The following is a 25080-nucleotide window of genomic DNA, read 5'->3' on the forward strand; positions in this document are numbered from 1 at the left end:
AATTGTGAAAATATCAAGTCGATGACGAGCCATCGGCTTGATATTATGCATACTACGGCGTAGAAAACTTGTTCAAGCTTTATGCTTTGGTCTCTTCTAGTGTTGTTGCACTTTCTCTTGACTTCAGTACTCGGCTAGCAATCGTGCCAGCCGTCATTGAGCCTGATACGTTAAGTGCGGTACGAGCCATATCAATCAATGGTTCGATAGAGATAAGCAGCGCTGCAATAGTCACCGGCAAACCCATCGCAGGAAGAACAATCAATGCAGCAAAGGTTGCACCACCACCAACACCAGCAATACCGAATGAGCTGATAGTAATCATGCCAATCAAGGAAAGGATAAAGTGTAAGTCTAATGGGTTTATGCCCATACTCGGCGCGACCATTACCGCAAGCATAGCCGGATAGATACCTGCACAGCCATTTTGACCGATAGTGGCGCCAAATGATGCCGATAGATTGGCAATCGCTGGTGGTACGTTGAGCTTGGTGATCTGTGCTTCCACATTGAGTGGGATAGTTGCCGCCGAGCTTCGTGATGTAAAAGCGAAGGTCAATACTGGCCAAATCTTCTTAAAAAATTCCGTAGGGCTGACACCAACAAAAGAGACAAGCAAACCATGGACGACAAACATCAATGCAATCGCAACATAAGACGCAACAATAAAGCCAAGCAAGTTAAGGATATCACCCGCGCTTGAAGTTGCTACAACCTTAGCCATTAGTGCGGCAATACCATATGGCGTTAAAGCCATGATCATCTTCACCAAACGCATCACGATAGACTGAGCTGCTTCAACAAAAGTACGAATCGGTGATTCCAACTCTGTTTTCTCCATCATGACTTTGCGAGCGGCAATACCCGTTAGCACACCGAAAATAACCACGGCAATAATCGACGTAGAACGAGCGCCAGTTAAATCCGCAAATGGGTTTGTTGGAATAAAGCTGATTAACATTTGAGGAATGGTCAGGTCGCTAACGGTACCTGCACGGCTTTCCAGCACAGCGATTCGAGCTGTTTCACGAGTCCCTTCGGTTAGGCCTTCGGCTGACAAGCCAAATGTTGTGGTAACTAAAATACCAATGAGCGCAGCAATCGCCGTCGTGATCAATAGAACCGAGATTGTCAGGCCAGAAATCTTACCCAGCGAGCCGCCTTTTTCTAGTTTAACCACGGCAGAGATCATCGACACCAACACCAGTGGCATGATAACCATCTTCAACAGACCCACGTAGCCACTGCCAACGATGCCAACCCACTCAAGCGTTTGAGAAATGGTGTCGCTACCTTCACCGTGAAGCAATTGTAAGGCGAGACCAAAAAGTGACCCCGTAACAAGGCCGATTAACACGAGGCGAGAAAGAGAGTGTTGTTTTTGTTGTTGGTTAAAAAGAAAGAATAATACGCCAACAAAAACTGCGAGAGAGGCTATCACTGCAAAATTCATAATCTGACCTTATTAGTCCGCCGAAAAGACCGACTGTTTGTTCTTTGGAGTTATTGATTGGCGCGTAAGATAACGCTCTGGATATAACTTTGAAAATGACAAACAGGTATTAGTTAGATCAAAAATGCATATAAACAGCAGTGATGAATTATGAGTAAATAGTACTTAGCATGCAGATTATACTCATGGCTATTCGTAGGTTTGCAATAAGTTGAGTATCTCCTGCCTTTGCAAATAAACCACCGAATCTTCTTGATAACTGAAAATTTGATAAATCATCGCTTTGGCGACATCTTCTGCATCAATCGGTAAAAAGTTGGACAACTTACCGAGCATGAGTGGGCGAATGACTTTAAAAATACCTTGCACTAGCTTCTCATCGGTACGAGGGGTTTCACGTTGCCCAACAAGCGGTCCCGGTCGAGCAAAGACCACTTCCTCGAAGCCCATCGCTTCGATTCTTTGCTCCGTTTGTCCTTTACAAGCGAGATAATGGGAAGGGGATTGGCTGTTTGCGCCCAGACTTGATACCACAGCTAAGCGTTTTACGCCGATTGTTTTCATTTGCTGCGCCACTTTACACACTAAATCTACATCCACTTTACGTAGATTTTCTTTATTGCCCGCTTGCTTCAGTGTTGTTCCTAAGCAAATAAATCCGATTTGAGGGGGTGATTGCTGTTCATCCCATTGATGGATAGATAGATCGGCGTCAATGATAGGGACGATTTTGTTTGCAGGATCGGGGACATTGTTGATAGGGCGCCGAGAAAGGCAATATAAAGGACCAACACCTGATTGAGTAATAAGGTTAGCGACTACTTTTGAACCTACTAAGCCAGTTGCGCCAGCAACAATCACGCAGGTGTTGTGGTTATCCATGCCATTCTCCTATCTGGAACACGTACCCAGCTATTGTATCTGATTTCATAGGGTTACATATACTCAAATGCGCTCAAGTTGAGTGCTTCTGCAAGAATAACGGCGCTTCTCAAAGAGAAGGTTGATTAGCACTGCCTCTCGTGCGCGCTAAAGTATACAATAATCTGCTTATTCAAAAGACTATCTATGTATAGATTACGATATAAAAACGTGACTCGTATTCGTTAACTAGATTAAACAGGCGCACACCCTGAATAAATCAAAGGAACTAAAAATGGATTACGCTTTTGCTGCAGAAATACAAGCGCGCATAGACAATAAAACCAAGCCCGTTGGTTCTCTGGGGCAACTCGAAAAAGTAGCGTTACAACTCGCGCTTATTCAAAGCCAAGATAAACACAAAGCCGTGGAAAAGATTGAGATTTATCAACCTAGTATGTTGGTGTTCGCTGGTGACCACGGTGTGGCCGAAGAAGGGATCAGTATTGCGTCAAGCGAAGTGACTCAGCAAATGGTGGCCAACTTTCTCACCGGTGGCGCGGCCATCAATTGTTTCTGCGACATCAACGACATTCAATTCAAAGTAATAGATTGCGGCATGCTGGCACCGATGAATGTCCTTGTCCCAGAATTTAAGTCTCACCCCAACCTCATTGAGCGACGCTTAGGCAATGGCACGGGCAACTTAGCCAAACAGACCGCAATGTCGCAAGAGCAAGTGGCATTGGGGTTGGAGTATGGGGCGAAAATCGCAGAGAAAACGATTCTATCTGGTTCAAACCTACTGATGTTCGGAGAAATGGGAATTGGAAATACCAGTTCGGCTTCGGCGTTGTTATCAGCGTTGAGCCCGTTAGAGGTTAATCATTGTATTGGTTTAGGAACGGGCATTAACCAACAGCAGTTGAATCGTAAGTATAAATTGGTGGCTCAAGGTGTTAATCGATGTCGAGGGCTCAGTACAAAAGCGATTTTAGCGCAAGTTGGCGGGTTTGAAATCGTACAAATGGTTGGGGCTTTTCTTGAAGCTAAACGACTGAAAACGCCAGTTTTAATCGATGGGTTTATCGTTTCTGTCGCGGCTTATATTGCCACCTTGTTAGATGAAAATGTGCGTCATTACCTGCTTTTTGCTCACTGTTCTGAAGAGAATGGCCACAAGTTTGTGTTGGAGTATCTAAAAGCGGAGCCCTTACTCGATCTTGGACTGCGTCTAGGCGAGGGAACCGGAGCGGCACTCGCATTGCCGTTATTAAAAGCAGCAGCCCAGTTCTACAACAAAATGGCCAGTTTTGAGAGTGCAGGAGTAATGGTGTAGTGTCAGCAACTGAAAAAAACAATCAATCCTCATTACGTTACCAAGGTGAGTTGCTTCTACTGGCAGTCAGTTTTTTTAGCCGCTTACCCGTACCTCAAGATCTGCCGTACAGTGAAGAGCGCATGAATCAAGCTGGGCGCTATTTTGCCTTGGTTGGCCTGATACTTGGCGTGCTTTGTGCCCTAATATTCTCATTCGGGACACTGATTTTCCCACCATCGGTCGCTGTAGTATTAACGATGATGTTTAGCTTGTTGCTTACCGGTGCATTCCATGAAGATGGGCTGACTGATATGGCTGATGGTATTGGTGGGGGTATGACAGTGGAACGTCGTCTTTCTATTATGAAAGACAGCCGGATTGGTACGTATGGCGCGGCGACATTAGTCATGGCACTATTGGCCAAGTTTATCTTTTGGAATGAGCTTGCTCATTTGTCATCCTTTGGATTGATCATTGTGGTGGCTTATACTGCGAGCAGAGCTTTAGCCGCTACGCTTATTTATGATATGCCTTACGTCAGTGATAGCGATACCTCTAAAAGTAAACCTCTGGCGAGTAGGCAATCACCTTTAGAAGTGGCGATCTTGTTGTTGACTGGTGGCGTTGTAATGCTTTTACTTGGCACCTCGCAGGCCATTGTTATGACGTTGGTTCTCGTTGTCTTTCGTTGCATTTTCAAACGTTGGTTAACCAAGCGAATTGGCGGCTTCACCGGGGATTGCCTTGGTGCGGCGCAGCAATTAGCAGAGCTGCTTATTTATCTTACTCTTATTGCGTTTTATTACCTGCCATGAAGCAACTTATCTTAGGCGGAGCTCGCTCCGGAAAATCGACGTTTGCAGAACAAACCGCAAGACAGTTGTCTAGAACGACCCAAATCTCTTTACATTACGTCGCAACGGCGTTGCCCTTTGATGAAGAAATGCGAGAGCGAATTGCACACCATCAAAATCAGCGAGGAGCTGGGTGGCAAGAACATGAGTGTCCGCATAACCTTGCTGCGTTGCTTGCAGGTTTTAATAGTGATGATGTTGTGCTAATAGATTGCCTTACATTATGGCTCAACAACTGGATTTTTGAGCTAGGCGATGCTTGTTGCAATGAAAAGCTAGAAGCCGAAATTAAAAAACTGGAACAAGTCGTGATGGGGTCAAGTGCTAACTTGATCTTCGTCTCCAATGAGGTCGGCATGGGTATCGTGCCAATGGGGACTGTCAGCCGTCATTTTGTAGATAACGCCGGACGAATGAATCAACGATTAGCAAGAGCTTGTCAGCGAGTGACGTTTGTTGCGGCAGGCCTGCCACTGGTTTTAAAAGACGAGACGTGAATCGACTTATCTTGCTGAAAGCACTTTTAACTTGAAACAGCAACAGCCTTAGAGATGGAAAATGAAATCGTTCAATATTTACCTTATGCGTCATGGCAAAGTCGATGCTGCACCGGGATTACACGGGCAAACTGATTTAAAAGTGAAAATAGCCGAGCAACATCGCATTACTAAGGCATGGCAAGACAGTGGCCGTGTGGTTGGCGGGGTGGTGTCTTCCTCACTTTCGCGCTGCAAGGAACTGGCTGACCTTATCGCAGAGCCGCAGCTATTACCGATGATCGCGAAAGACGAATTACAGGAAATGGCATTTGGAGATTTTGACGGTGTGCCTTTTGATATACTTACTGATCATTGGAAAAAGCTTGAGGCCTTCTGGCAATCACCATCTCAACACACGCTACCGAATGCCGAGAGCTTGAGTACATTTTCTCAGCGTGTTAACTGTGCTTGGTCTCAAATCATCAACGATATCAATGATGACTTATTAGTTGTCACACATGGTGGCGTAATTCGAATGATTTTGGCTCAAGTTTTAGGCGTGGATTGGCGCAATCCGAAATGGTATTCGACGTTAGCGATAGAGAATGCGTCCGTTACTCACATAACCATAACCATCGATGACCAGATTTACGCCTCTGTTCGTTCGATTGGCGTACCTCTTTTAGAAAGTTAATATTAGGAGCGGTTGCCTTTAAAAGTAAAAACAATCAAGGAAGAAAAACGCCTCCAGCCACGGAAGTCGTCGGTTCTCAACCTTCTACCAACAGGAAAAAGGGAAGCTGGCTCAATTAAATCAAAGGAACATAACAAATGACCATACCGAGTTGGGACTTATCTATTGTCTATAACGACCTTGCCGACCCACGTATTCAACATGATATTGCTCTGGTTGAACAATGCATCGACCTACTTAACAAGCAATCGACCGATTGTGACAATGTTGAAGTCATGCAAAACGCGATTTTAACCAGTGAAGCAGCCAGTCGTTTAGCCGGCACCATTGCTAATTTTGCTAATTGTTATGCATCTGTTGATGCCACGAATACCGAAGCAAAAGCGTTGCTCGGACGCATGACGCGTATTTTCTCTGAGCTTTCTCAAGCATTCAGTCCGTTTGAGCTAACGCTGACTCACGCAGATGAAGCATTTGTTTTGCGTGTGTTAGACCACAAAAACCCAGATATTAGCGGACAAGCCTTCTCGATTTTGAATTGGAGAAAGTTGGCGGATACTCGCCTTAGTAACGCAGAAGAAAAACTGTTAGCAGCGATGAGCGTAGATGGTAAGTCTGCGTGGGGGAAGTTGTACGACAACCTGACTGGCTCATTAAAAGTACAGTTAAATTATGCCGATGGTAAGAGCGAAGAACTTGGTTTTTCTCAGGCAGCGAGCATTCTTTATGGGAGTGAGTTTGATCGCCAAGAAGCCGCTTGGCGAGGGGTCCAAAGTGCGATGCAAACGCACCAAGAGTCATTTGCGGCGATTTTGAATGCCCTTGCCGGTTGGCGTCTAACCGAAAATAAAAAACGCTCTACCAAGCGTGAAATACATTTTTTAGAGCCGAGCTTACATGCTAGTCGAATCCAAGCCGAAACGCTAGATGCCATGATGACGGTCGCAAAAGACAACCGTGATATCGGCCAGAAAGCGGGTTTTTTGATGGCTCAAGTGCACGGTTTGGATGAGATGAAACCATGGAACCACCTTGCGGCTAAGCCTGCTTTACAAGGGAAAGCGAAGATCTACGATTTTGATGAAGCGATTGATGTTATTTGCGAAGCGTTTGAAACCATCAATCCGGAGATGTCTGATTTTGTCCGGTTAATGGTTCAAAACGGTTGGATTGATGCTGCGCCGAATGCCAATAAACGTCTTGGAGCGTATTGCACTAAGTTACCAGCGACGCGTACGCCGTTAGTATTCATGACTTGGAGTGGCAGTCGTTCTAACTTGATGACACTTGCACATGAACTTGGTCATGCTTTTCATAACTGGGTGCTTCGTGATTTGCCGCTTTGCCAAACTTATTATCCAATGACGTTGGCAGAAACGGCGTCAATTTTCGCAGAAAATATTGTCCGTGATCATCTTATTTCTAAGGCAGAAAGCGTAGATGATAAGTTGGAAATGTTATGGGAGGAGTTGTCGTCAGCGTTCGCCTTGATGGTTAATATTCCCGTTCGTTATGAATTTGAAAAAGCATTTTATCAGCGTCGGCAAAGCGGGGAGTTGACCGCGCAAGAACTCTGCGACCTTATGTCTACTACGTGGCGAGACTGGTATGGCGAGGTTATGAGCGAACCAGATCCATACTTTTGGGCGAGTAAGTTACACTTTTCAATCTCTGGGGTGAGTTTTTATAACTACCCATATCTATTTGGTTTCTTATTCAGTAAGGGGATCTACGCGCAACGAGACAATAAGGGGGACAATTTCTACACCGATTATCTTAATTTGTTGCGTGATACTGGCAATATGGTGGCAGAAGAGGTGGTTGCAAAGCATTTAGGGATGGATTTAACTACATCAGACTTTTGGCAACAAAGCGTTGAATTAGTGCGAGAAAAAGTTGATGAATTTGAGTTATTACTCGCACAACGTAACTAGTTTTTGGTGTATTCATAATTCACACGCCTGATAACGATAAAATTTGATCAAATCATAATGATCTAAGTCAGGGCTGTGGTAAAGTTCACAGCCCTAACACTTTGTAATTGTTTAAAAAGTAAACGCCTCAATGCTTGGTTTGAGTGCATGGCGCGAAAAGGTATCGGATTTTCGAGGGAAATGGTGAGTTCTACTCATAAGTGGGATCGCAGCAACAAAAATCCTTTGTACAATTTATTAACATACCCGCCGTGCTATTAAGGAGTAACGCATGACGAAGTCTCTCTTTCGCCAATCGTTTTTAACTGACACGTTAGATATTAATTTCGATGTAGCGCCAGCGGAGCAGGTGTTATCTAACGGAGTAAAACTTAAACTCTATCAACGTGGTGTGCTAGAAGTTACCCCTGAGAATTATACTCAGGAGACGAAGAACATCATCATCTCTTGTGGGGTTCATGGGGATGAAACAGCGCCGATGGAACTGGTAGATTCAATGATTAAAGACATTGAATCTGGCTTCCAGAAGGTCGATGCTCGTTGTTTATTCATTATCGCTCACCCAGAGTCGACTCTGGCGCACACTCGATGCCTTGAAGAAAACCTCAACCGTTTATTCGATGAAAAAGAACACAAACAGACGAAAGAATTGGTGATTGCCGACATACTTAAGCTGTTAGTCCGAGACTTTTATCAGGGAACCGATCCTACAACACGTTGGCATCTCGACTTACATTGTGCCATTCGTCAATCGAAGCATTATACGTTTGCGGTAAGTCCGAAGACGCGTCATCCAATACGTAGCAAAGCGTTAATGGATTTCTTGGATAGTGCACATATTGAGTCAGTATTGTTATCAAACGCACCGTCGAGCACATTTAGCTGGTACAGTGCTGAGCACTTTGGCGCACAAGCGCTGACAATGGAACTTGGTCGTGTGGCGCGCATTGGAAACAATGCCCTAAATAAATTGACCGCGTTTGATTTGGCTTTGCGTCACTTGATTGCAGAAACTCAAGCTGAACATTTGCCGAAGCCGTGTATTAAATATCGCGTGAGTCGTACGATCGTGCGTTTGAATGAAGATTTCGACTTCATGTTTGATGATAACGTCGAAAACTTTACGTCATTCGTTCACGGTGAAGTATTTGGTCACGATGGTGACAAACCTCTGATGGCAAAGAATGAAAACGAAGCGATTGTATTTCCAAATCGCCATGTTGGCATTGGTGAACGGGCGGCTTTAATGGTTTGTGAAGTAAAAACTCGTTTTGAAGATGGTGAGTTGGTTTACGATTAATCCAGCCCCAAGACACGAAATAATTGCAATTTACCGAGGCTTAACTGTAAGGTTAGGCCTCGTTCGTATTTATCGGTCATTATGGATTTTCAACAACTTATCCTAAACAAGGAGCGACGCTGGCAACGCAATTTTTTGATTATGTCAGTGGTGCTCGCATTGCTCTCTGCCATTCATTTAATGGTTGGAGAGATTTTTCTTTCTCCTCTTCGCCCCCTCTCCGCATTCGAACAAAAGTTATTATTCGATTTGCGCTTACCAAGGTTGGTTTCAGCGGCGATCATCGGTGCTGCATTGGCAGTTTCTGGGGCTACATTACAAGTATTGCTTGGCAATGTCTTGGCTGAGCCTGGAGTGCTTGGTATCTCTGGTGGTGCGAGCTTGGCGATGGTACTGGTCATGTTTGTATTACCAGTTTCGCCTACACCCATCATTTTTATGTTGGCGGCGATTGCCGGCTCTATGGTATTTACGTTTCTTTTGGTGGTCATTGCTCGAGCCATGCATCTCACCACCGCTCGATTGCTTTTGGTCGGGGTCGCATTAGGTATTTTATCAAGTGCAATTGTTACTTGGGCATTTTACTTTAGTGACGACCTCAGTCTGCGTCAATTGATGTACTGGTTGATGGGAAGCATTGGCGGTGCAAGTTGGTATCAACACACCGTTACTTTAGTGATGTTGCCAGTTTTGATCTGGCTGTGTTGCAAAGGCAAACCGCTCGATAAACTCATGCTGGGAGAAACCCATGCCACTCAGCTTGGTATTGATGTGCATCAAATGCGCTGGAAATTGATTTTGGCTATTTCTGTTTTGGTCGGTGGGGCTGTGGCTTTAGGTGGGATCATCAGCTTTGTAGGGTTGGTCATTCCACATTTGTTACGTTTGGCTTTTGGCACGGAAAATCGTTATTTACTGCCGCTCTCGGCGATGTCTGGTGCAGCTCTATTAGTGTTTGCAGATATCGGCGCGAGATTGTTGTTAGATTCCGCCGAACTACCGTTGGGTGTAATGACGACGTCTATCGGCTCGCCTATTTTCATCTGGATGTTGGTGAAGAGTCATGATGCAGGTTAAGCATATTGCGGTAGGTCGCCGACTATTGCCACTTTCATTTGAATGCAAATTAGGCGAAATAGTGCACGTTGTCGGGCCAAATGGTTCAGGTAAAAGTACGTTGCTGTCCGCTATTTCTGGAACCTTAACCAAAAGGGATGGCATGAGTGGGGAAGTGATCCTTGGTGATAAAGACTTGCTTGCTTTACCTCTTTCAGAACAAGCGCACATTCGCGGCTATTTGTGTCAGCAATCTCGACCAGTATTCAATGTAGATGTATTTCAATACCTTGCGCTATCGTTACCAAGTGGCGCTAACATTACGGACAGTAAAGTACGTGATGCGGTGAACATGGTGGTTGAGCTTGTTCAATTACAAAATAAACTGCACCGTAGCATTCAAACTCTCTCTGGCGGTGAGTGGCAACGGGTGCGGTTGGCTGGGGTGTGTTTGCAAGTATGGCGAAGCATCAATCCTTATTCGCACTTTTTGATCTTGGATGAGCCTGCCGCGCCCTTAGATATTGCACAAGAAGGTTTACTCTATCACTTGATAAATACAATGGCGGCTCAGGGTATTGGTGTTTTGGTTGCCAATCACGATCTCAATCGAACATTAAAACATGCCGATAAAGTACTATTACTTAATAATGGTGTACTTCATTCTTCTGGTGATGCCAGTGAGGTATTAACAGAGGAGGGGCTAGGGGAAGTGTTCAAAACCCAAGTCAAAAAAATCATGGTCGAAGACAGACCATATTTGATCTTCGATTAAGGTTTCGCGTTGATGTGAATCGAGCGCCCATTAATACAAAGTAGGCAATAAAAAACGACCCACGAGAGGTCGTTTTTTTATCTTGCATACCTAATTGAACGCTTATTGAGTCAGCGGTTTTAGGTCGGCTGGACGGTAGTAAACGGATTTCAGTACTTTGCCTTTACGAACGGTTTTACCTTCAGAGACGAAGTCTTCTGCGCATTTCGCGATGATGTATTCACCTTTTTGTACTGCCATCAGCTTGATGCCTTGTTCAGCATAGAATGCCTCAGTTTCAGCGTATTCTTGTTCGTTACGGCACACTTTACTCATGTTGCTTGAGTGTACTTCGTCCCAGCACGGGATAAATTCGATACCACGGTTTACGGCCACGTTTAATAGCAGGTCGATGAGGTAGCTGATCGCTAGGTTATCTTCTACTTTGCAGTGGCCAAGGTGGACTAGGCGGCCCATAAGGACATAAACGCTGTCTACAATTGCGTCAGCTTGCTCAGTTTTGCAGTCTGCTTCTGCTAACTCGGTCAGCTCTTCGATCGCTAAAGATGTGTGTAGCGTGTCTGCTTGTGCATCTAGGCTAGCAGCGTCTGCGACTTGTAGATCAAACGTGCTGCGGAACTCGGTGATGTCACGGTATAAGTGATCAAAAATCTCTTGGGTTAGCTTTGACAGTTGCATTCTAATTTCCATTGAATCGATTGAGGCGGCAATGATACCAAACCGTAGTTTGAACCCCAAGAGATGAGGCTTTAACTGACGATAAATCTGCTTCTTGGAGGCGCATGCTCTAATTAGCGAAACAGATAAGGGAAGAGGTGTTTACGTTCTTCTTCCGACAGCGCTGAAACGCGCGCGATATTGGTATCGGGAATCGACTCTGGGTCAGGGTAGTGCTTGAGAACTTTTTCCATACTCTCTTCACGGATCAAGTGAAAAATTGGATATGGCGAGCGATTGGTTAAGTTCTCGTCGTCTTCGGGTTCAGCCCCTCCAAAACAGTAATCAGGATGAAAGGTCGCGAGTTGGAAGGTGCCTTCCCAGTTTTGCTGTTTGATCAAGCCTTCTATCCAATCAATGAACATGTTGTAGTCCCAAAAGTCTTGCAACATGTTTGGTGCTACAACCAACGTCGTTTCAAGCTTCTCTGGCTCTGTATTATTGAGTTCAATCAGCTGCAATAAAATATCTTCTAGTAGTGCTTCTTCTTGTTCGGCTTCACTTACCAAGATTTTGATTTGCTTATTGCGCTGTGGTTTGGCGGCAAAAGGACAGAGATTGAGCCCGATTACCACATCATTTAGCCACTGTTCGACCTGCTGAGTGATCGCCTCGATATCGGTAATAGGTGTGTTGTGTGTTGAACGCGTTGACATACGACTTTCTGGTTTTTATTTAAGTAACGTAAGCATAGCAGAGTCGGTGATCCAAGTAACCACGAGATGTTTATTCTACTTTGCAGTCTGAGCGACGGTTTAACTGCTCTTAAAACTGGCCGGATCGGTCGTTTTACCCATGCGTTTGCTTTCAGTAATGTGTTTTAAGTATGCGATAGCGGCAAACATTGCAAGATAGACTACGCTTCCGCCAATGAGAACGCTGGACCAGCCACCATGCTGCCAACAGTAGAGCAGTAAGAACCCACCTAAACTTCCGCCGATATAGTAGTGAACCAAGTAGAGAGCGGTTGCTGTTGCCTTTGCTTGTGTCGCACTTTTGCCTACCCAACCGTAGGCTAGCGTGTGGGTAAAGAAGGCGCCAAAGCTGATTAATAACAAACCAATAAACATTGCCGTGAGGTTTTCAACGGCGGCAATCCACATCCCTGACATACTCACAATCGCGCCCACAAACATGCCGAAAATGGACGAGTAATGCTTACTCCAGTGGCCTGCGCAGCGAGAGGAGAATGTCCCTCCCAAATAACAGATAAAGATCAATGACGCTAAGCCGACAGGCACATTGTGAGGTGCGCTAACCAGTCGAAACCCCATCACAGAATAGAGGTTTACAAACAAAGCGAAGTTAAGGCCACCGATAAGCATCGCGAACCACACTCGTCGGTTTCGGAAGTGACCAATGAGGGCTCGATTTTGATGACGTAAGCTACTTGATGAAGGCGTGAAGTTGTGTTGTGCGGGAAGTAAATAGTAAACACTGATCACTCCCATAAGGGTGATAGCCATCATGACCTTAATCGCAGTATCGACGCTGAAGTTGTCTGTCAATAACCCCCCACTGATACGTCCCGCGATACCACCGAGCGAGTTGACCGCAATATAAGTCCCGATTGCCATAGAGAATGCGTGTTTGTCGAGCTCTTCGGCCATGTAAGCAACCGCAACAGCCGCAAAGGCCGCAAGTGCTATCCCGATGAGTGCGCGGCACACTACTAAAAATAAAAACGAATCGCCAAGTAGCATTAGGCCAGAAAGAGCAGGAATAGAGAAAAGGCCTGCCATCATAACGGGTTTACGGCCTATCGATTCAGACAATACGGCCATGGGAACGAGACTGAATGACAGTGCCAGTGTTGACGCTGCGAATAGCCAGTTCACTTGCGTTTCTGAAATAGCGAAAATTCGCGCAAAGGCAGGCAGCATAGGCTGCAATAGGTATAAATTGGAGAAAACTAAAAAGGAACCAAGCGCAAGAGAGAGCGTAATACGTTTGTATTCCGGCGTGCCAAAAGTGACCATGAATTCTGCCTAATCGGAGCAAATAAGAGAGATTGTGATCAATCTATCAGTTCATCTTGAATAAAAAAAATATATTAAAAATATGAACACTATATATTTTTGATCTAATGGAATCGAAGCAACTCAAACACTTTTTGGCGGTCGCAGAGCATCGAAATATCACTCATGCTGCTCAAGCTTTACATATCGCTCAGCCTGCTCTAAGTATTTCTATTAAAAAGTTTGAGCAGTCTTTGGGCGTGACGTTATTTCGTCGGGATGATAAAAAAATCAGTCTAACCAACGAGGGTGAAACCTTGCTGGTGCATGCTAAACGCGTCATTCAACAGCTATACGACGCACAACTTGCCATTGATGAGCTTAAAGGTCTGGAGAAAGGAGAGGTCCGTCTAGGGACACCTTCGATGATGGGCAGTTATTTTTTTCCTCGTATCGTGATGGCATTTAAAAGCCAATTTCCGAATTTAAAGCTGACGCTGGTTGAAGCGGGAACCCAGTCTATTCGTCGAATGCTGCTTAATGGACAGTTGGATATCGGTGTGATTAGCTGTGAGGATGTGCCGGATGATTTGGAAACCGACCATTTATTTACCAGCCAAATGGTGGCCGTGGTGTCACCCGAGCATCAATTGGCTCAAAGGCAATCTCTGTCTTTTGATGTGTTTTTTGAGCACGACTTGGTTATGTTTCAGCACGGTTATTTCCATCGTGAGTTTTTAGATCAAGTGAGTAAAGAGCACGGTTTTACCATGAAATCATCATTTGAGACGAACTTATTGCCTTTGATCCTAAGTATTGTGAAGCAAGAGTTTGCGATTACCGCATTACTTGAGTTAGTGACGCAAAATGAGCAGGGAGTGGTCGGAGTGCCATTCGATCCGCCAGTAACGCTTGATCTCGCGTTGGCATGGAGAAAGCAGGGATATTTGTCTATTGCTGACCGAACATTTATCGAGTTTATTAAGCGCTACGTATAGCGTAATTCTGCCATCAATAAGAGCGTTAGAAAATTCTGACAGGGTGGCCTGACTTAAAGGGGAGATAACCCAGTGTCATTGAAATAATTGAATTATAAGCGGTTAAAGTCCACATCTGGCAATGATTCAAAGCCAGGTTTTGCAAAGTAATAACCCTGCATCAGGTCGACCCCAATACTGCGTAAAAATAGCATCTCTCCTCGAGTTTCAATGCCTTCAGCTAAAGGTATAATATTCAGCTCCTGGAGCATAGTGACACAATTTTTAACGATCACCTGGCGTACCGTATCCGTATCGATATCACGAATTAATTCCATATCTAACTTAGCAATATTCGTTTGAAAGTCAGCAAGCAGATTTAACCCAGAATAACCAGAGCCAAAATCATCTATAGCGGTTTTAAAGCCAAACTTTTTATAGCTGTCAACGATATGCTTTATATGTTGGTTGTCTTCAACCTTTTCAACTTCAGTAAACTCAAACATAATTTGACTGAGAGGGAAGTGGTGTTCGTTCGCAGTTTGTAGTGTTGTTCGGATACAACGTTCGGGACGATAAACAGCGTTAGGTAGGAAATTGATACTCACCATTGTGGTGATGTTGAGTTTCGAGGCTAAAGAAATCGCTTTTATTCGACAGAGTTGATCAAAGCGGTATCTATTCTCGTCGTTGACTCGAGAAATGATAGAAAAAGCAGATTCGTTTTGTAAGCCTCGAACCAGCGCCTCATAACCGAGGGCGTTCAGAATTCTGTGTCAGCTAATTTTGGCTAAATATCTAAGACGTCATCCAAGCGACCTTCAAAATGAATCGCCAGTTGAGACAATGTCATATTCCAATTCTGTATTGGCATTGTCCATTTCTTAGAAGCATTCAATATCCCAGCATACAGTAGCTTAAGCAAGCTATTTTCATTTGGGAACCCACCCTTAGTTTTGGTCAGTTTACGGAATTGGCGATGTACGGCTTCAATAGCATTTGTCGTGTAAATAGCCTTTCGGACGTATTCTGGATATTTGAAGTAAACCGATAAATTTGCCCATTTGTTCCGCCAGGAACGAATCACTATTGGGTATTGCTGTCCCCATTTGGCTTCCAAACGATCCAACTCCATCTCGGCCGCTTCTTTGCTGACAGCCCGATAGACTGGCTTCAAGTCGGCCATAAACGCCTTCTGATGCTTAGAGGCAACATATTTCATAGAGTTACGGATTTGGTGAATGATGCATTGCTGAACTTCTGTATCAGGATAGATGGTTGCTATCGCTTCTGGGAAGCCTGTTAGCCCATCTACGCAGGCGATCAAGATATCTTCAACGCCGCGGTTATACAGATCTGTTAGCACGGAGAGCCAGTAATTAGCGCCTTCCGACTCTGACAGATAAAGACCGAGTAGCTCCTTTTTCCCCTCAACATCTAAGCCCAATATTGTGTATATCGCTTTGCTAACGTAGCGTCCGTCTTCTTTGATTTTATAGTGGATGGCATCAAGCCAGACAAAGGGATAAAGTGCATCGAGCGGACGTTGCTGCCACTCCTTCAGCTCAGGTATCAAACGGTCGGTAACACCTGTGATGGTGGCCTCAGAGACATCAATGCCATACATATCTTCTACGTGACCACGGATATCACGGTAGCTCATACCGAGCGAGAACATGGATAGGATCTTACGGTCGATCTCATCGGTCAATTTAGTCTGGTTCTTCTTAACTAACTGGGGTTCAAATGTTCCAGAGCGGTCGCGTGGGGTATCCAGTTCAAACGTGCCGACAGAAGACTTAATCGTTTTCTTGCTTGAGCCGTTCTTACGGTTAGGTTGCTCATCACCTTCAAGGTGCTGTTCGAGTTCTGCTTTCAAAGCAGCTTCTGTGATTTGTTTAATGAGCGGAGTTAAGAAGCCATCTTTACCTGTCAGGTCTTGGCCTGACTGAAGGGCTTTAATAGCTTGTTCTAGATCGAAGTCTTTGTTCATGTGTCATTCCTGTTTTGTATATCATACTGAAATGACACAGATTTCTAAACACTACCTCATAACCAAATATTTGTTTAGACGAGCATTGAACAATGGGTTGAAATGCCATTGTAAAGTCGAAATCAAGCTCTGTACATTTGCCACATTGTTCGCAAGAAATCTCTTTATAATGTAATGGCTGGTTCATGTTGGAAGTTTCCTCGCTCATCGCGTTCGGCTTATATTGGAAGGACGGCTTTCATAGGGTGAAAGAGGGAAAGTCGTTTCTGCTTATGCTGATATTCTTTATATTATAATCTGTTACAAGACTTTGATATAGCATGATTGTGGAACATGTTGAGTTTCCACTCACTTCTTTATAGCGAATCGAATCATTTATTGCGTTGTCCATGTATTCCTATGAGCGATTGTATAGCTTTTCAAAATTCTTCGGATTCCAACCGATCATCACTTGGTCGCCGATTTTTAGTACTGGAAGTGAGCGTGCGCCAATCGCGTCTAACTCTTTTCTACCGCGTTGCATCTTAGCGTTAGTTAAGCGGTATTTGTAACCTTTTGAATCTAAGTACCTTTGTGCATCTTTGCAATGAGGGCATTTGTCTGTCACGTACAAAACAAGTCTACGCATACACCTTCTCTCCATTATCTTTGGGAGGCGAAGTTTAACCACCTTTCGTGATAAATGAAAGATGAACCCAAGGTGAAACTATGGCTTATCTCAGGTATATTTAGCGCCTTTCTTTTGTCATAGCAGACGTTACATCTATGCATCCGTCACTTCGATATATTCAAGGTTATCCGAAGAACATCACCGAGCAGGTAAACTCACTGATAGAGAGTGGGAAGTTTATTTCTTGGTTCGAAAAACGCTACCCCGCTAGGCACCAGGTCAAAAGTGACAAGGCACTCTATGAGTACGCGATGGCAATTAAAAATCGCTATATGAAGAAAGCCGCGCCGATCAGTAAAGTGGTCTACGATAAAAAAATTCACGCAGTGAACAACGCGCTCGGATTGCACAGCATAATTAGCCGAAATCATGGTGGTAAGCTCAAGTCTAAAAATGAGATCCGTATTGCCAATGTGTTCAAGGATGCACCAGAACCATTGTTACGAATGCTGGTGGTACATGAATTGGCGCATACTCGGGAGAAGAACCACGACAAAGCATTTTACCAGTTGTGTTGTTATATGGAGCCGGAGTATCACCAATTGGAGTTTGATGCTCGACTGTTTATGATTTTCCTCGATTTAAAAGTGAACTCGAATGAAGAATAATAACCGTGGTGTGAAACAACACACACCAAAAGCGGCTAAGGCGAAGCAGGGTAAAAAAGCAAGTCAAGCACCCGCCAACGTGAAATCGCCACTAGAAAAAAGCGAAGTGGACGTTATTAAAATTGCCAAAAGTGGATTGCATGAGCGCAATGCCCACCGTGGTCGTTACGATTTCAAAAAACTCATTGCAAGTGAACCCAATCTCAAGCCATTTGTGATTAAGAATCCTAGAGGGGAAGATTCAATTAACTTCTCTGATCCCAACGCAGTCAAAATGCTGAATAAAGCCCTGCTCGCTGCATATTATAATATTGAGTTTTGGGACATTCCAGAAGGCTACTTGTGCCCGCCAATCCCTGGCCGTGCAGATTACATTCACCGTGTGGCTGAATTGCTTGATGGCGAAGTCAAAGGTAAATATCCACACCATAAAGTACGTGCGCTTGATGTTGGTGTCGGGGCTAACTGCATTTATCCCATCGTGGGGGTTACTCAATATAGTTGGCACTATATGGGAAGTGATGTCGACCCGAAATCCATCGAGTCGGCACAAGCTATTGTGGAACGTAACGCCAGTTTAAACGGCAAGATCGAACTGGTACAGCAAACCAGTGAAACCAACATTTTCCACGGTATTATTCGGTCCGCTCAATGCTTGGATGTGACGACATGTAACCCGCCATTCCACCGTTCTGCAGAAGAGGCGGCGATGGGCAGTCAACGCAAGCTGGACAATTTAAAAGCGAATCAGCGGAAAAAAGGCGTGAAACCTCTAGTTGACCAAGTGAAGCGGAGCAAACCAACGTTGAACTTTGGTGGTCAAAACGCCGAACTATGGTGTGAAGGGGGAGAAGCCGCTTTCATTCGTAAAATGGCCAACGAAAGCCAAGCATTTGCTGCTCAAGTATTGTGGTTTACCACGCTTATATCCAAGAAAGACAACGTCCGTCCGATGCGCCAACAGTTAGAGAAACTAGGTGTAAAAGCGATCCGTGAGGTTGAAATGAGTCAAGGGCAGAAAGTCAGCCGTTTTATGGCATGGTCATACATGGACAAGCAACAGCGCAAAACTTGGATTGAGTTGAAATAACGCCATTGAGCTTCGAAAGTGTCCCTCCACAGGTAGGGGCATTTGTTGACTCTCTTAAATTACAATTCCGGCTTGTGCAAAACGTGCCATGATAGGTTTGTGCTGCTGCTGATACCAGCTTGCTGGCATGTTCAATTTTAGCTGGTTTTTTTCTTGTTTGCTTATCACAACATAGTGCAAAAACTCATTAATTGTTGCTTGCATTGCTCCAAAGCTCATCTCTCCATTTTTGCTCATGGTCTTCAACAACCCAACGATTGTTTCTTCAGCAATCAAGGGTTCAATAACCGCATTTTTCCGTGCTTTGATGGACTTTGAAGTGGGCAGCTTTGCACGTGCGGTTTCCCAACAGGCTTTATTGGTTTTGCTGACGAGGTTGTGTTGGTAGCAGAAGTAGCTAAATAAAAATCGCGAAAGGTTTTGCCATCGTTGGGCTTGGACTTCTAGCCAGATGTGTTGTAGTTCGATATCGGCGTCGGACATAGTGGTGAGTCATAAAAGAAGAAAAGAGCCTAGTTTATATCGATTTGAGACAAACACCAAAAATTGCCAGTAAAGCATAAAATCGAATATGACTGGAGTCACTTGCGGTAGCTTAAAATTCAGCAATAAAATAAAAATTGATGTAGACGATCAACTGAAGGCAATGGCTCCCCTCGTACTCAAGAAGGGGAGCAGGTAAAAACGGCTAAGCCAGTGTGATTATTTCGCCAAGAAATACTTCACAAATTCTGAAATCTTCACCATATCATCAACGGCGATAAACTCTTCGGTTGTGTGTACTTTTGCCATGCCAGTAGAGAGGTTAACGGTTGTAAGCCCCTTCTTATTGAAGTTGTTTGCATCGCTACCACCGCCAGTGCCTTTGGTAAACGCTTCGATGCCCAACTCGGCGAAAGTAGCTTTGATGGCGCTGACGTGTGCGTTGTCTTCTTCGATAACAAACGCGTCGTAGGCTCGGCTAGATTCGATTTCGACCACAGCACCGTGTTTTTCACATACGGACTCTAGCGTTGAGATCATATGATTGACCTGAGCATCCAACTTATCGCCATTCAGAGAGCGCGCCTCAGCGACTATTTTGAGTTCTGCCATTACGATATTGGTCGCTTGTCCGCCGTTTACCATCCCGATGTTTGCTGTGGTTTCTTCGTCGATGCGAAGTAGCTTCATTTGGCTGATGGCATCTGCTGCGACCATGATGGCGCTGATGCCTTCTTCTGGTGCAAGACCAGCGTGCGCTGGGCGGCCTTTAATCGTCGCGATGATTTTCTGTTGGCCCGGTGCTGCCGTCACGATGGTGCCGATAGGGCCGCCAGTATCGAGCACGATCGCTTCTTTTGACATTACGTGTGTCATATCGAAGTATTGAGAGCCGAATAGGCCTCCTTCTTCATAGACGGTGAAGGCCAGCTCCAGTGTTTTGTGTTCTAGATTTTCGGCTTGGATGCAGCGAACGGCTTCCATGATGGCTGCAATACCCGATTTGTCGTCACCACCCAAGATAGTATTATCTTTGGAGCGTATGATGCCGTCTTCGATAATGGGTTCAATACCGATGCCCGGCGTCACCGTGTCCATGTGGCAGCTCATTAAGATAGAGCCTTCTTTTTTACCTTCTAAACGCGCATACACATTAAAGCCGTTCGAAATGTGTTCTGGTACAGGAAGTTTGTGAACCGTAAAGCCTAATTCGCCCAGTTGTTCAGCCAGCGTTGTTGCAATTTGTTTTTCGTTTGTTGATTCGCTGTCAATGCGTACTAATTGGCAGAAGTGTTCAATTAGACGTTTTTGATTGATGTGTGTCATTAGGATGTCTCTTTTTCTGGTCGAGATCGCTGCGCTGTGGCACGAGATCGAAAGGGAACAGGTCATCACTTATGACACAGCTAATTTTTAAGGGAACTGAGGTGAATCAATAAAAGGGTGTCCCTGACATGATTCTGACCAGTGAGTCTCACAAACTGCTTAAGTCATCACGAAAACTTAACGTCACTTTTTGGGGGAAGCAAGGTGGATTGGAAATCAGTCGCCATCGACTCACCGCGTCCTTTTATTTTTAGAACAACGTTGCCATAGAAAATCTGTTGGTAACAAGTTATTTACATATTTATCTCGACGTAAAGACAAAAATAGAGACCTAATTCATTGAAAATATTTCACTTATTTGGCTTTTGCTGCAGTTGTATAGATACGCATAGTGAGCGTAACAAATAATTTACAATTAGATGTGATGAACACGAAAATAGAGATTTACGTTCGCGTATTTCAATTTCTTACTGTCTGCGCCAAGTTAGAGAAATAAGGTCAAAAAAATGAGTGAGACAAGGAGAAGTCATAATGGCCACATATAATCCATTAGGCACAGACGGATTTGAGTTTGTTGAATATACGGCGGCAGACAGCAAAGGTATTGAGCAACTCAAAACCCTGTTTGTCTCGTTAGGTTTTGCAGAAATTGCCAAGCACCGTTCAAAGAAAGCGTGGTTGTATCGACAAGGTGAAATCAGTTTTATCGTCAACGCACAACCGCATAGCCAAGCCGAAGAGTTTGCGAAAGAGCACGGGCCATCAGTATGTGGGATGGCGTTTCGAGTAAAAGACGCAACCGCGGCAATGCAGCATGCGCTGGACAATGGCGGTCAGGAATATAAGACTGAAATTGGTCCCATGGAACTCAGTATTCCGGCGATTTACGGCATTGGCGAAAGCGTGCTTTATTTTGTTGACCGTTATGGAAAACAGAGCATTTATGATGTCGATTTCCGTTTTTATGATGCCGATGAGTGTTTATCGCAAGCGGATGTTGGCCTTTACGAGATTGACCATCTGACGCACAACGTCAAACAGGGCAATATGGATGTTTGGTCCGGCTTTTATGAGCGGATCGGTAACTTCCGCGAAATTCGTTATTTCGATATCGAGGGGAAACTCACTGGCCTTGTAAGCCGTGCGATGACTGCACCTTGTGGCAAGATCCGTATTCCTATCAATGAGTCGTCTGACGACAAATCGCAAATCGAAGAGTTTATTCGCGAATACAATGGCGAAGGTATTCAACATATCGCGTTAGCAACAGACGATATCTATGAAACCGTCAAAACGTTACGTCAGCGTGGTATGGACTTTATGCCAACGCCAGATACCTATTACGAGAAAGTAGACCAACGTGTGGAAGGCCATGGTGAAGACGTAAACAAATTGCGTGACTTGCAAATTCTTATTGATGGCGCGCCAATGAAAGACGGCATTTTGCTGCAAATCTTTACCCAAACTGTTATTGGTCCTGTGTTCTTCGAAATTATCCAGCGTAAAGGGAATGAGGGCTTTGGTGAAGGTAACTTCAAAGCGCTATTTGAATCGATTGAAGAAGACCAAATTCGCCGAGGAGTACTCAACGATGCATAAATGGATCACATTTCCTCATCGGGAGGGAGTGTGCTCTAAACAAGCACATGCAGATTTCCCGAAAGAGGCAATTTTTGAGCGCGAAGCAGGCCGAAGCGGGTTCTTTGGTCCGGCGGCACATTTCCATCATCAACATGCGCCGACAGGATGGTCGGAGTGGGAAGGTGAGCTGCGTCCACGCGCTTTCGACTTCAATCTGGTCGAAAAAGCCAATCACATTACGCCTTGGGCGGTGCCACGCTTACTGCATAACAACGATTGTAAGATTCGTGTTTGGCGCATGGATGAAAAGATGGACTTTTTGGTGCGAAATGCCGATGGTGACGAGTTGTTATTTATCCACCAAGGGACGGCAGACCTTTACTGTGACTACGGGCACTTGCAGGTGAGTGAAGGGGATTATGTGATGATCCCACGTTCAACCAGCTGGCGGTTAGAGCCAAGTGAACCGATGTTCATTTTGATGATAGAAAACACTGATGCGGCTTATACCTTGCCTGAAAAGGGCATCGTGGGAAATCACGCGGTGTTTGACCCAGCGGTTTTGGAAATCCCGTCCATCAACGACCCGTTCCGCGCTCAATATTCGGAAAATCAAACACAGGTGCAAGTCAAACGTCACGATAAAGTCAGTGTGATCACCTACCCGTTTAATCCGCTGGATGCCATTGGCTGGCATGGGGATTTGGCCGTGGTAAAAGTGAACTGGCGTGATATTCGTCCACTTATGTCACATCGTTATCACTTGCCTCCGTCGGCACATACTACCTTTGTAGGAGTGGGGTTTGTGGTGTGCACGTTTGTCCCTCGCCCGATTGAGAGTGATCCCGGAGCGCTGAAAGTAGCGTTCTACCATAACAATGACGATTATGACGAAGTCTTGTTCTACCACGCAGGTGACTTCTTTAGTCGTGACAACATTGAGGCGGGCATGGTGACATTCCATCCAGCTGGCTTTACCCACGGCCCTCACCCTAAGGCATTCAAAGCGGGACGAGAATACAGGAAGAAGTTTACTGACGAGGTGGCGGTAATGATAGATACGCGCCACGCACTTCAGTTTTCGGATGAGTTGGAGAAAGTAGAAAACCAAGAATACGTCTATAGCTGGCAAAAGAAGTAAGAGGCAAGAATGAAATTAGCAACCAAAAAAAATGGGACTCGTGACGGTTTGTTGATGGTCGTAAGCAAAGATTTAACCCGTTGTATCCCTGTCACGGAAGTTTTTCACCCGATGAACTTAGCGCCAACCATGCAAGTTGCCCTCGATCATTGGGCAACTTTAGCGCCGCAATTAGAAGCCTTATATACCGCACTGAATAACGGTACTGTTGCTGGGTTTGAAGAGTTTGAGGCGCATTATTGTGAATCTCCGTTGCCACGAGCTTATCAATGGGCGGATGGTAGCGCGTATGTCAATCACGTTGAGCTGGTTCGTAAAGCACGTGGTGCAGAAATGCCTGAGAGCTTTTGGACCGAGCCATTAATGTACCAAGGAGGGTCTGATGCGTTTATTGGTCCTTGTGACAATATCGAGTTTGCCAGTGATGAGTGGGGTATTGATTTCGAAGGGGAAGTCGCTGTTGTCACGGGGGATATACCAATGGGTGCAAGTATCGCTGAGGCGCAAGAATCGATCCGACTCATTATGTTGGTGAATGATGTGTCATTGCGCGGTTTGATTCCTGCGGAATTAGCCAAAGGGTTTGGTTTCTTCCAATCCAAACCTTCCTCGGCCTTTTCTCCTGTTGCGGTAACGCCAGATGAATTAGGCGGGGCATGGTACGAAAACAAAGTCCACTTACCACTGGTGTCAACTTACAATCATGAGCCTTTTGGTTGCCCGAACGCAGGGGTGGATATGACGTTTGATTTTGCCGATTTAATTGTTCATGCGACGAAAACGCGTCCGTTATCAGCCGGCGCCATTATTGGTTCTGGCACGGTGTCAAACAAGCAAGGTACGGAATACGGCACTTCTATTGTCGAGGGGGGCGTCGGTTATTCCTGTATTGCTGAAGTGCGTATGATTGAAACCATCCGCGATGGAAAACCATTGACCAACTTTATGTCGTTTGGCGACTCCATCAAGTTAGAGATGTTCGACGCAGAAGGAAACACTCTTTTTGGCGCCATCGATCAGCAAGTCAGTCAATATTTAAAACGCTAAAAGACACCTCGACGGGTCAACAGGACTTAGGAATAGCAAATGAGCGACGGCATGATTTTATATGGATATTGGCGATCTTCCGCGACATATCGAGTGCGTATTGGGTTGAACTTAAAACAACTGAATTATGAGTCCAAAGCGGTACATCTAGTGCGTAATGGCGGTGAGCAGCACAGTGAGCGTTATCACCACCTTAATGCGTGTGAGTTGGTGCCTGTGCTGGTGGACGGAGACTTACACCTGAATCAATCGCTGACGATTATTCAGTATCTTGAAGAAAACTACCCTGATATTGCGGTTATCCCACAACAGTCACCACTGCGTTACCAAGCGTTAGCCATGGCTCAAGATATCGCGATGGAGATCCATCCCTTAAATAACTTACGAGTGTTACAGTATCTAGAAAGAGAATTAGCCTGCGAGCAGAAACGAAAAACAGCGTGGATTCATCACTGGATTCACACAGGCTTTGCTGCATTAGAAGAGAAACTTCAAAAGCATCGCAAATTGCATGGCGATTGTAAGTTTAGCCTGACAAGCTCGCCATCTATTGTCGACGTTTGTCTGGTACCACAATTTTATAACGCACAGCGCTTTGGTATGGATACCTCTCTTTACTCAACCATTAACGCTGTTGTGCAAGTATGTAATCAACTACCGGCTTTTATTGATGCGATGCCAGAGAACCAGCCTGACGCAAGCCAATAAAAGTACATGAAACGAATTTAATTTAGCTCAGGCGACGAGGCTCGCTTTATTCTG

The 25080-nt window shown here is 44.9% G+C and carries 24 protein-coding genes and 2 pseudogenes; 15 read left to right on the top strand and 11 right to left on the bottom strand.

Going from position 1 to position 25080, the window contains the following annotated elements:
* Positions 1-79: 79 nt before the first annotated feature.
* Together ATG66_RS11725 and ATG66_RS11730 are read right to left on the bottom strand one after the other, a co-directional pair.
* Positions 80-1453 carry an L-cystine transporter gene (locus tag ATG66_RS11725; protein ID WP_098415470.1) on the bottom strand — a complete coding sequence of 458 codons (1374 nt, stop codon included), beginning with the start codon at positions 1451-1453 and terminating at the stop codon, positions 80-82.
* A 189-nt stretch (positions 1454-1642) separates the two neighbouring features.
* A complete protein-coding gene (locus ATG66_RS11730; protein WP_098415471.1) occupies positions 1643-2335 on the bottom strand; it encodes an NAD(P)H-binding protein in 693 nt (230 codons plus the stop codon).
* A 274-nt stretch (positions 2336-2609) separates the two neighbouring features.
* Between ATG66_RS11730 and cobT the strand changes: the two genes are divergently transcribed.
* The 8 genes from cobT (at position 2610) to btuD (ending at position 10727) form a co-directional block, all read left to right on the top strand.
* A complete protein-coding gene (gene cobT / locus ATG66_RS11735; RefSeq protein ID WP_098415472.1) occupies positions 2610-3653 on the top strand; it encodes a nicotinate-nucleotide--dimethylbenzimidazole phosphoribosyltransferase in 1044 nt (347 codons plus the stop codon).
* Positions 3653-4450 carry an adenosylcobinamide-GDP ribazoletransferase gene (locus ATG66_RS11740; protein WP_098415473.1) on the top strand — a complete coding sequence of 266 codons (798 nt, stop codon included), beginning with the start codon at positions 3653-3655 and terminating at the stop codon, positions 4448-4450. The genes cobT and ATG66_RS11740 overlap by 1 nt, the downstream gene beginning before the upstream one ends.
* Positions 4447-4986, top strand: a complete 540-nt coding sequence (gene cobU, locus ATG66_RS11745; RefSeq protein WP_098415474.1) for a bifunctional adenosylcobinamide kinase/adenosylcobinamide-phosphate guanylyltransferase — start codon at positions 4447-4449, stop codon at positions 4984-4986. Before ATG66_RS11740 ends, cobU begins: the two co-directional genes overlap by 4 nt.
* A gap of 61 nt (positions 4987-5047) precedes the next feature.
* Positions 5048-5662 carry an alpha-ribazole phosphatase family protein gene (gene cobC / locus ATG66_RS11750; protein ID WP_098415475.1) on the top strand — a complete coding sequence of 205 codons (615 nt, stop codon included), beginning with the start codon at positions 5048-5050 and terminating at the stop codon, positions 5660-5662.
* Between the two features lie 137 nt (positions 5663-5799).
* Positions 5800-7596 (top strand): M3 family oligoendopeptidase, encoded by a 1797-nt coding sequence (locus tag ATG66_RS11755; protein WP_098415476.1) that lies wholly within the window; start codon positions 5800-5802, stop codon positions 7594-7596.
* A gap of 271 nt (positions 7597-7867) precedes the next feature.
* Positions 7868-8896 (top strand): succinylglutamate desuccinylase, encoded by a 1029-nt coding sequence (locus tag ATG66_RS11760; RefSeq protein WP_098415477.1) that lies wholly within the window; start codon positions 7868-7870, stop codon positions 8894-8896.
* Between the two features lie 81 nt (positions 8897-8977).
* Positions 8978-9973, top strand: coding sequence for a vitamin B12 ABC transporter permease BtuC (gene btuC, locus ATG66_RS11765; protein ID WP_098415478.1), 996 nt, complete (start codon positions 8978-8980; stop codon positions 9971-9973).
* Positions 9960-10727: a vitamin B12 ABC transporter ATP-binding protein BtuD gene (gene btuD, locus ATG66_RS11770; RefSeq protein ID WP_098415479.1), complete on the top strand. Its 768-nt coding sequence runs from the start codon at positions 9960-9962 to the stop codon at positions 10725-10727. The genes btuC and btuD overlap by 14 nt, the downstream gene beginning before the upstream one ends.
* Positions 10728-10829: 102 nt before the next feature.
* Here the strand turns inward: btuD and ATG66_RS11775 are convergent, their stop codons facing one another.
* The 3 genes from ATG66_RS11775 to ATG66_RS11785 form a co-directional block, all read right to left on the bottom strand.
* On the bottom strand, positions 10830-11405 hold the full coding sequence (locus ATG66_RS11775; RefSeq protein ID WP_098415480.1) for a nucleoside triphosphate pyrophosphohydrolase family protein: 576 nt from the start codon (positions 11403-11405) through the stop codon (positions 10830-10832).
* A gap of 113 nt (positions 11406-11518) precedes the next feature.
* Complete coding sequence (locus ATG66_RS11780) at positions 11519-12100, bottom strand: DUF1415 domain-containing protein (RefSeq protein WP_098415481.1); 582 nt, start codon at positions 12098-12100, stop codon at positions 11519-11521.
* 99 nt (positions 12101-12199) lie between these two features.
* The gene (locus tag ATG66_RS11785; RefSeq protein WP_098415482.1) at positions 12200-13423 is read right to left on the bottom strand and encodes an MFS transporter; all 1224 of its coding nucleotides are present in this window, start codon (positions 13421-13423) and stop codon (positions 12200-12202) included.
* A 107-nt stretch (positions 13424-13530) separates the two neighbouring features.
* On the opposite strand from ATG66_RS11785, the gene ATG66_RS11790 reads away from it, so the two are divergent.
* Positions 13531-14400, top strand: a complete 870-nt coding sequence (locus ATG66_RS11790; protein WP_098415483.1) for a LysR family transcriptional regulator — start codon at positions 13531-13533, stop codon at positions 14398-14400.
* 92 nt (positions 14401-14492) lie between these two features.
* Here the strand turns inward: ATG66_RS11790 and ATG66_RS11795 are convergent.
* From ATG66_RS11795 to ATG66_RS11805, 4 genes and pseudogenes are all read right to left on the bottom strand, one after another.
* Positions 14493-15137 (bottom strand): annotated as a pseudogene (locus ATG66_RS11795) (EAL domain-containing protein); the annotation flags it as partial.
* 32 nt (positions 15138-15169) lie between these two features.
* Positions 15170-16372, bottom strand: coding sequence for an IS256 family transposase (locus ATG66_RS11800; protein ID WP_095661319.1), 1203 nt, complete (start codon positions 16370-16372; stop codon positions 15170-15172).
* A 37-nt stretch (positions 16373-16409) separates the two neighbouring features.
* Positions 16410-16559 (bottom strand): annotated as a pseudogene (locus ATG66_RS20935) (EAL domain-containing protein); the annotation flags it as partial.
* Positions 16560-16769: 210 nt separating this feature from the next.
* A complete protein-coding gene (locus ATG66_RS11805; protein ID WP_098415485.1) occupies positions 16770-17000 on the bottom strand; it encodes a glutaredoxin family protein in 231 nt (76 codons plus the stop codon).
* A gap of 137 nt (positions 17001-17137) precedes the next feature.
* On the opposite strand from ATG66_RS11805, the gene ATG66_RS11810 reads away from it, so the two are divergent.
* Both ATG66_RS11810 and rlmF read left to right on the top strand, forming a co-directional pair.
* Positions 17138-17650, top strand: a complete 513-nt coding sequence (locus tag ATG66_RS11810; RefSeq protein ID WP_098415486.1) for a M48 metallopeptidase family protein — start codon at positions 17138-17140, stop codon at positions 17648-17650.
* Positions 17640-18740, top strand: a complete 1101-nt coding sequence (rlmF, locus tag ATG66_RS11815; RefSeq protein WP_098415487.1) for a 23S rRNA (adenine(1618)-N(6))-methyltransferase RlmF — start codon at positions 17640-17642, stop codon at positions 18738-18740. Before ATG66_RS11810 ends, rlmF begins: the two co-directional genes overlap by 11 nt.
* A gap of 54 nt (positions 18741-18794) precedes the next feature.
* On the opposite strand, the gene ATG66_RS11820 is transcribed toward rlmF, so the two are convergent.
* Entirely contained in the window at positions 18795-19223 is a 429-nt protein-coding gene (locus ATG66_RS11820) for a hypothetical protein (protein ID WP_098415488.1), read from the bottom strand.
* A gap of 219 nt (positions 19224-19442) precedes the next feature.
* Positions 19443-20549, bottom strand: coding sequence for a M20/M25/M40 family metallo-hydrolase (locus ATG66_RS11825; RefSeq protein ID WP_098415489.1), 1107 nt, complete (start codon positions 20547-20549; stop codon positions 19443-19445).
* 528 nt (positions 20550-21077) lie between these two features.
* Here ATG66_RS11825 and hppD point away from each other — a divergent pair.
* From hppD to maiA, 4 genes are read left to right on the top strand one after another with little or no spacing between them, the layout of a single operon-like run.
* The gene (gene hppD / locus ATG66_RS11830) at positions 21078-22148 is read left to right on the top strand and encodes a 4-hydroxyphenylpyruvate dioxygenase (RefSeq protein ID WP_098415905.1); all 1071 of its coding nucleotides are present in this window, start codon (positions 21078-21080) and stop codon (positions 22146-22148) included.
* On the top strand, positions 22141-23271 hold the full coding sequence (locus tag ATG66_RS11835) for a homogentisate 1,2-dioxygenase (protein ID WP_098415490.1): 1131 nt from the start codon (positions 22141-22143) through the stop codon (positions 23269-23271). The genes hppD and ATG66_RS11835 overlap by 8 nt, the downstream gene beginning before the upstream one ends.
* A gap of 9 nt (positions 23272-23280) precedes the next feature.
* Positions 23281-24318 (top strand): fumarylacetoacetate hydrolase family protein, encoded by a 1038-nt coding sequence (locus ATG66_RS11840; protein WP_098415491.1) that lies wholly within the window; start codon positions 23281-23283, stop codon positions 24316-24318.
* A gap of 39 nt (positions 24319-24357) precedes the next feature.
* Positions 24358-25026: a maleylacetoacetate isomerase gene (gene maiA / locus ATG66_RS11845; RefSeq protein ID WP_098415492.1), complete on the top strand. Its 669-nt coding sequence runs from the start codon at positions 24358-24360 to the stop codon at positions 25024-25026.
* The last annotated feature ends 54 nt before the right edge of the window (positions 25027-25080 follow it).

It is taken from the genome of Vibrio sp. ES.051 (assembly GCF_002563795.1).
In the GTDB taxonomy this organism is placed as follows: domain Bacteria; phylum Pseudomonadota; class Gammaproteobacteria; order Enterobacterales; family Vibrionaceae; genus Vibrio.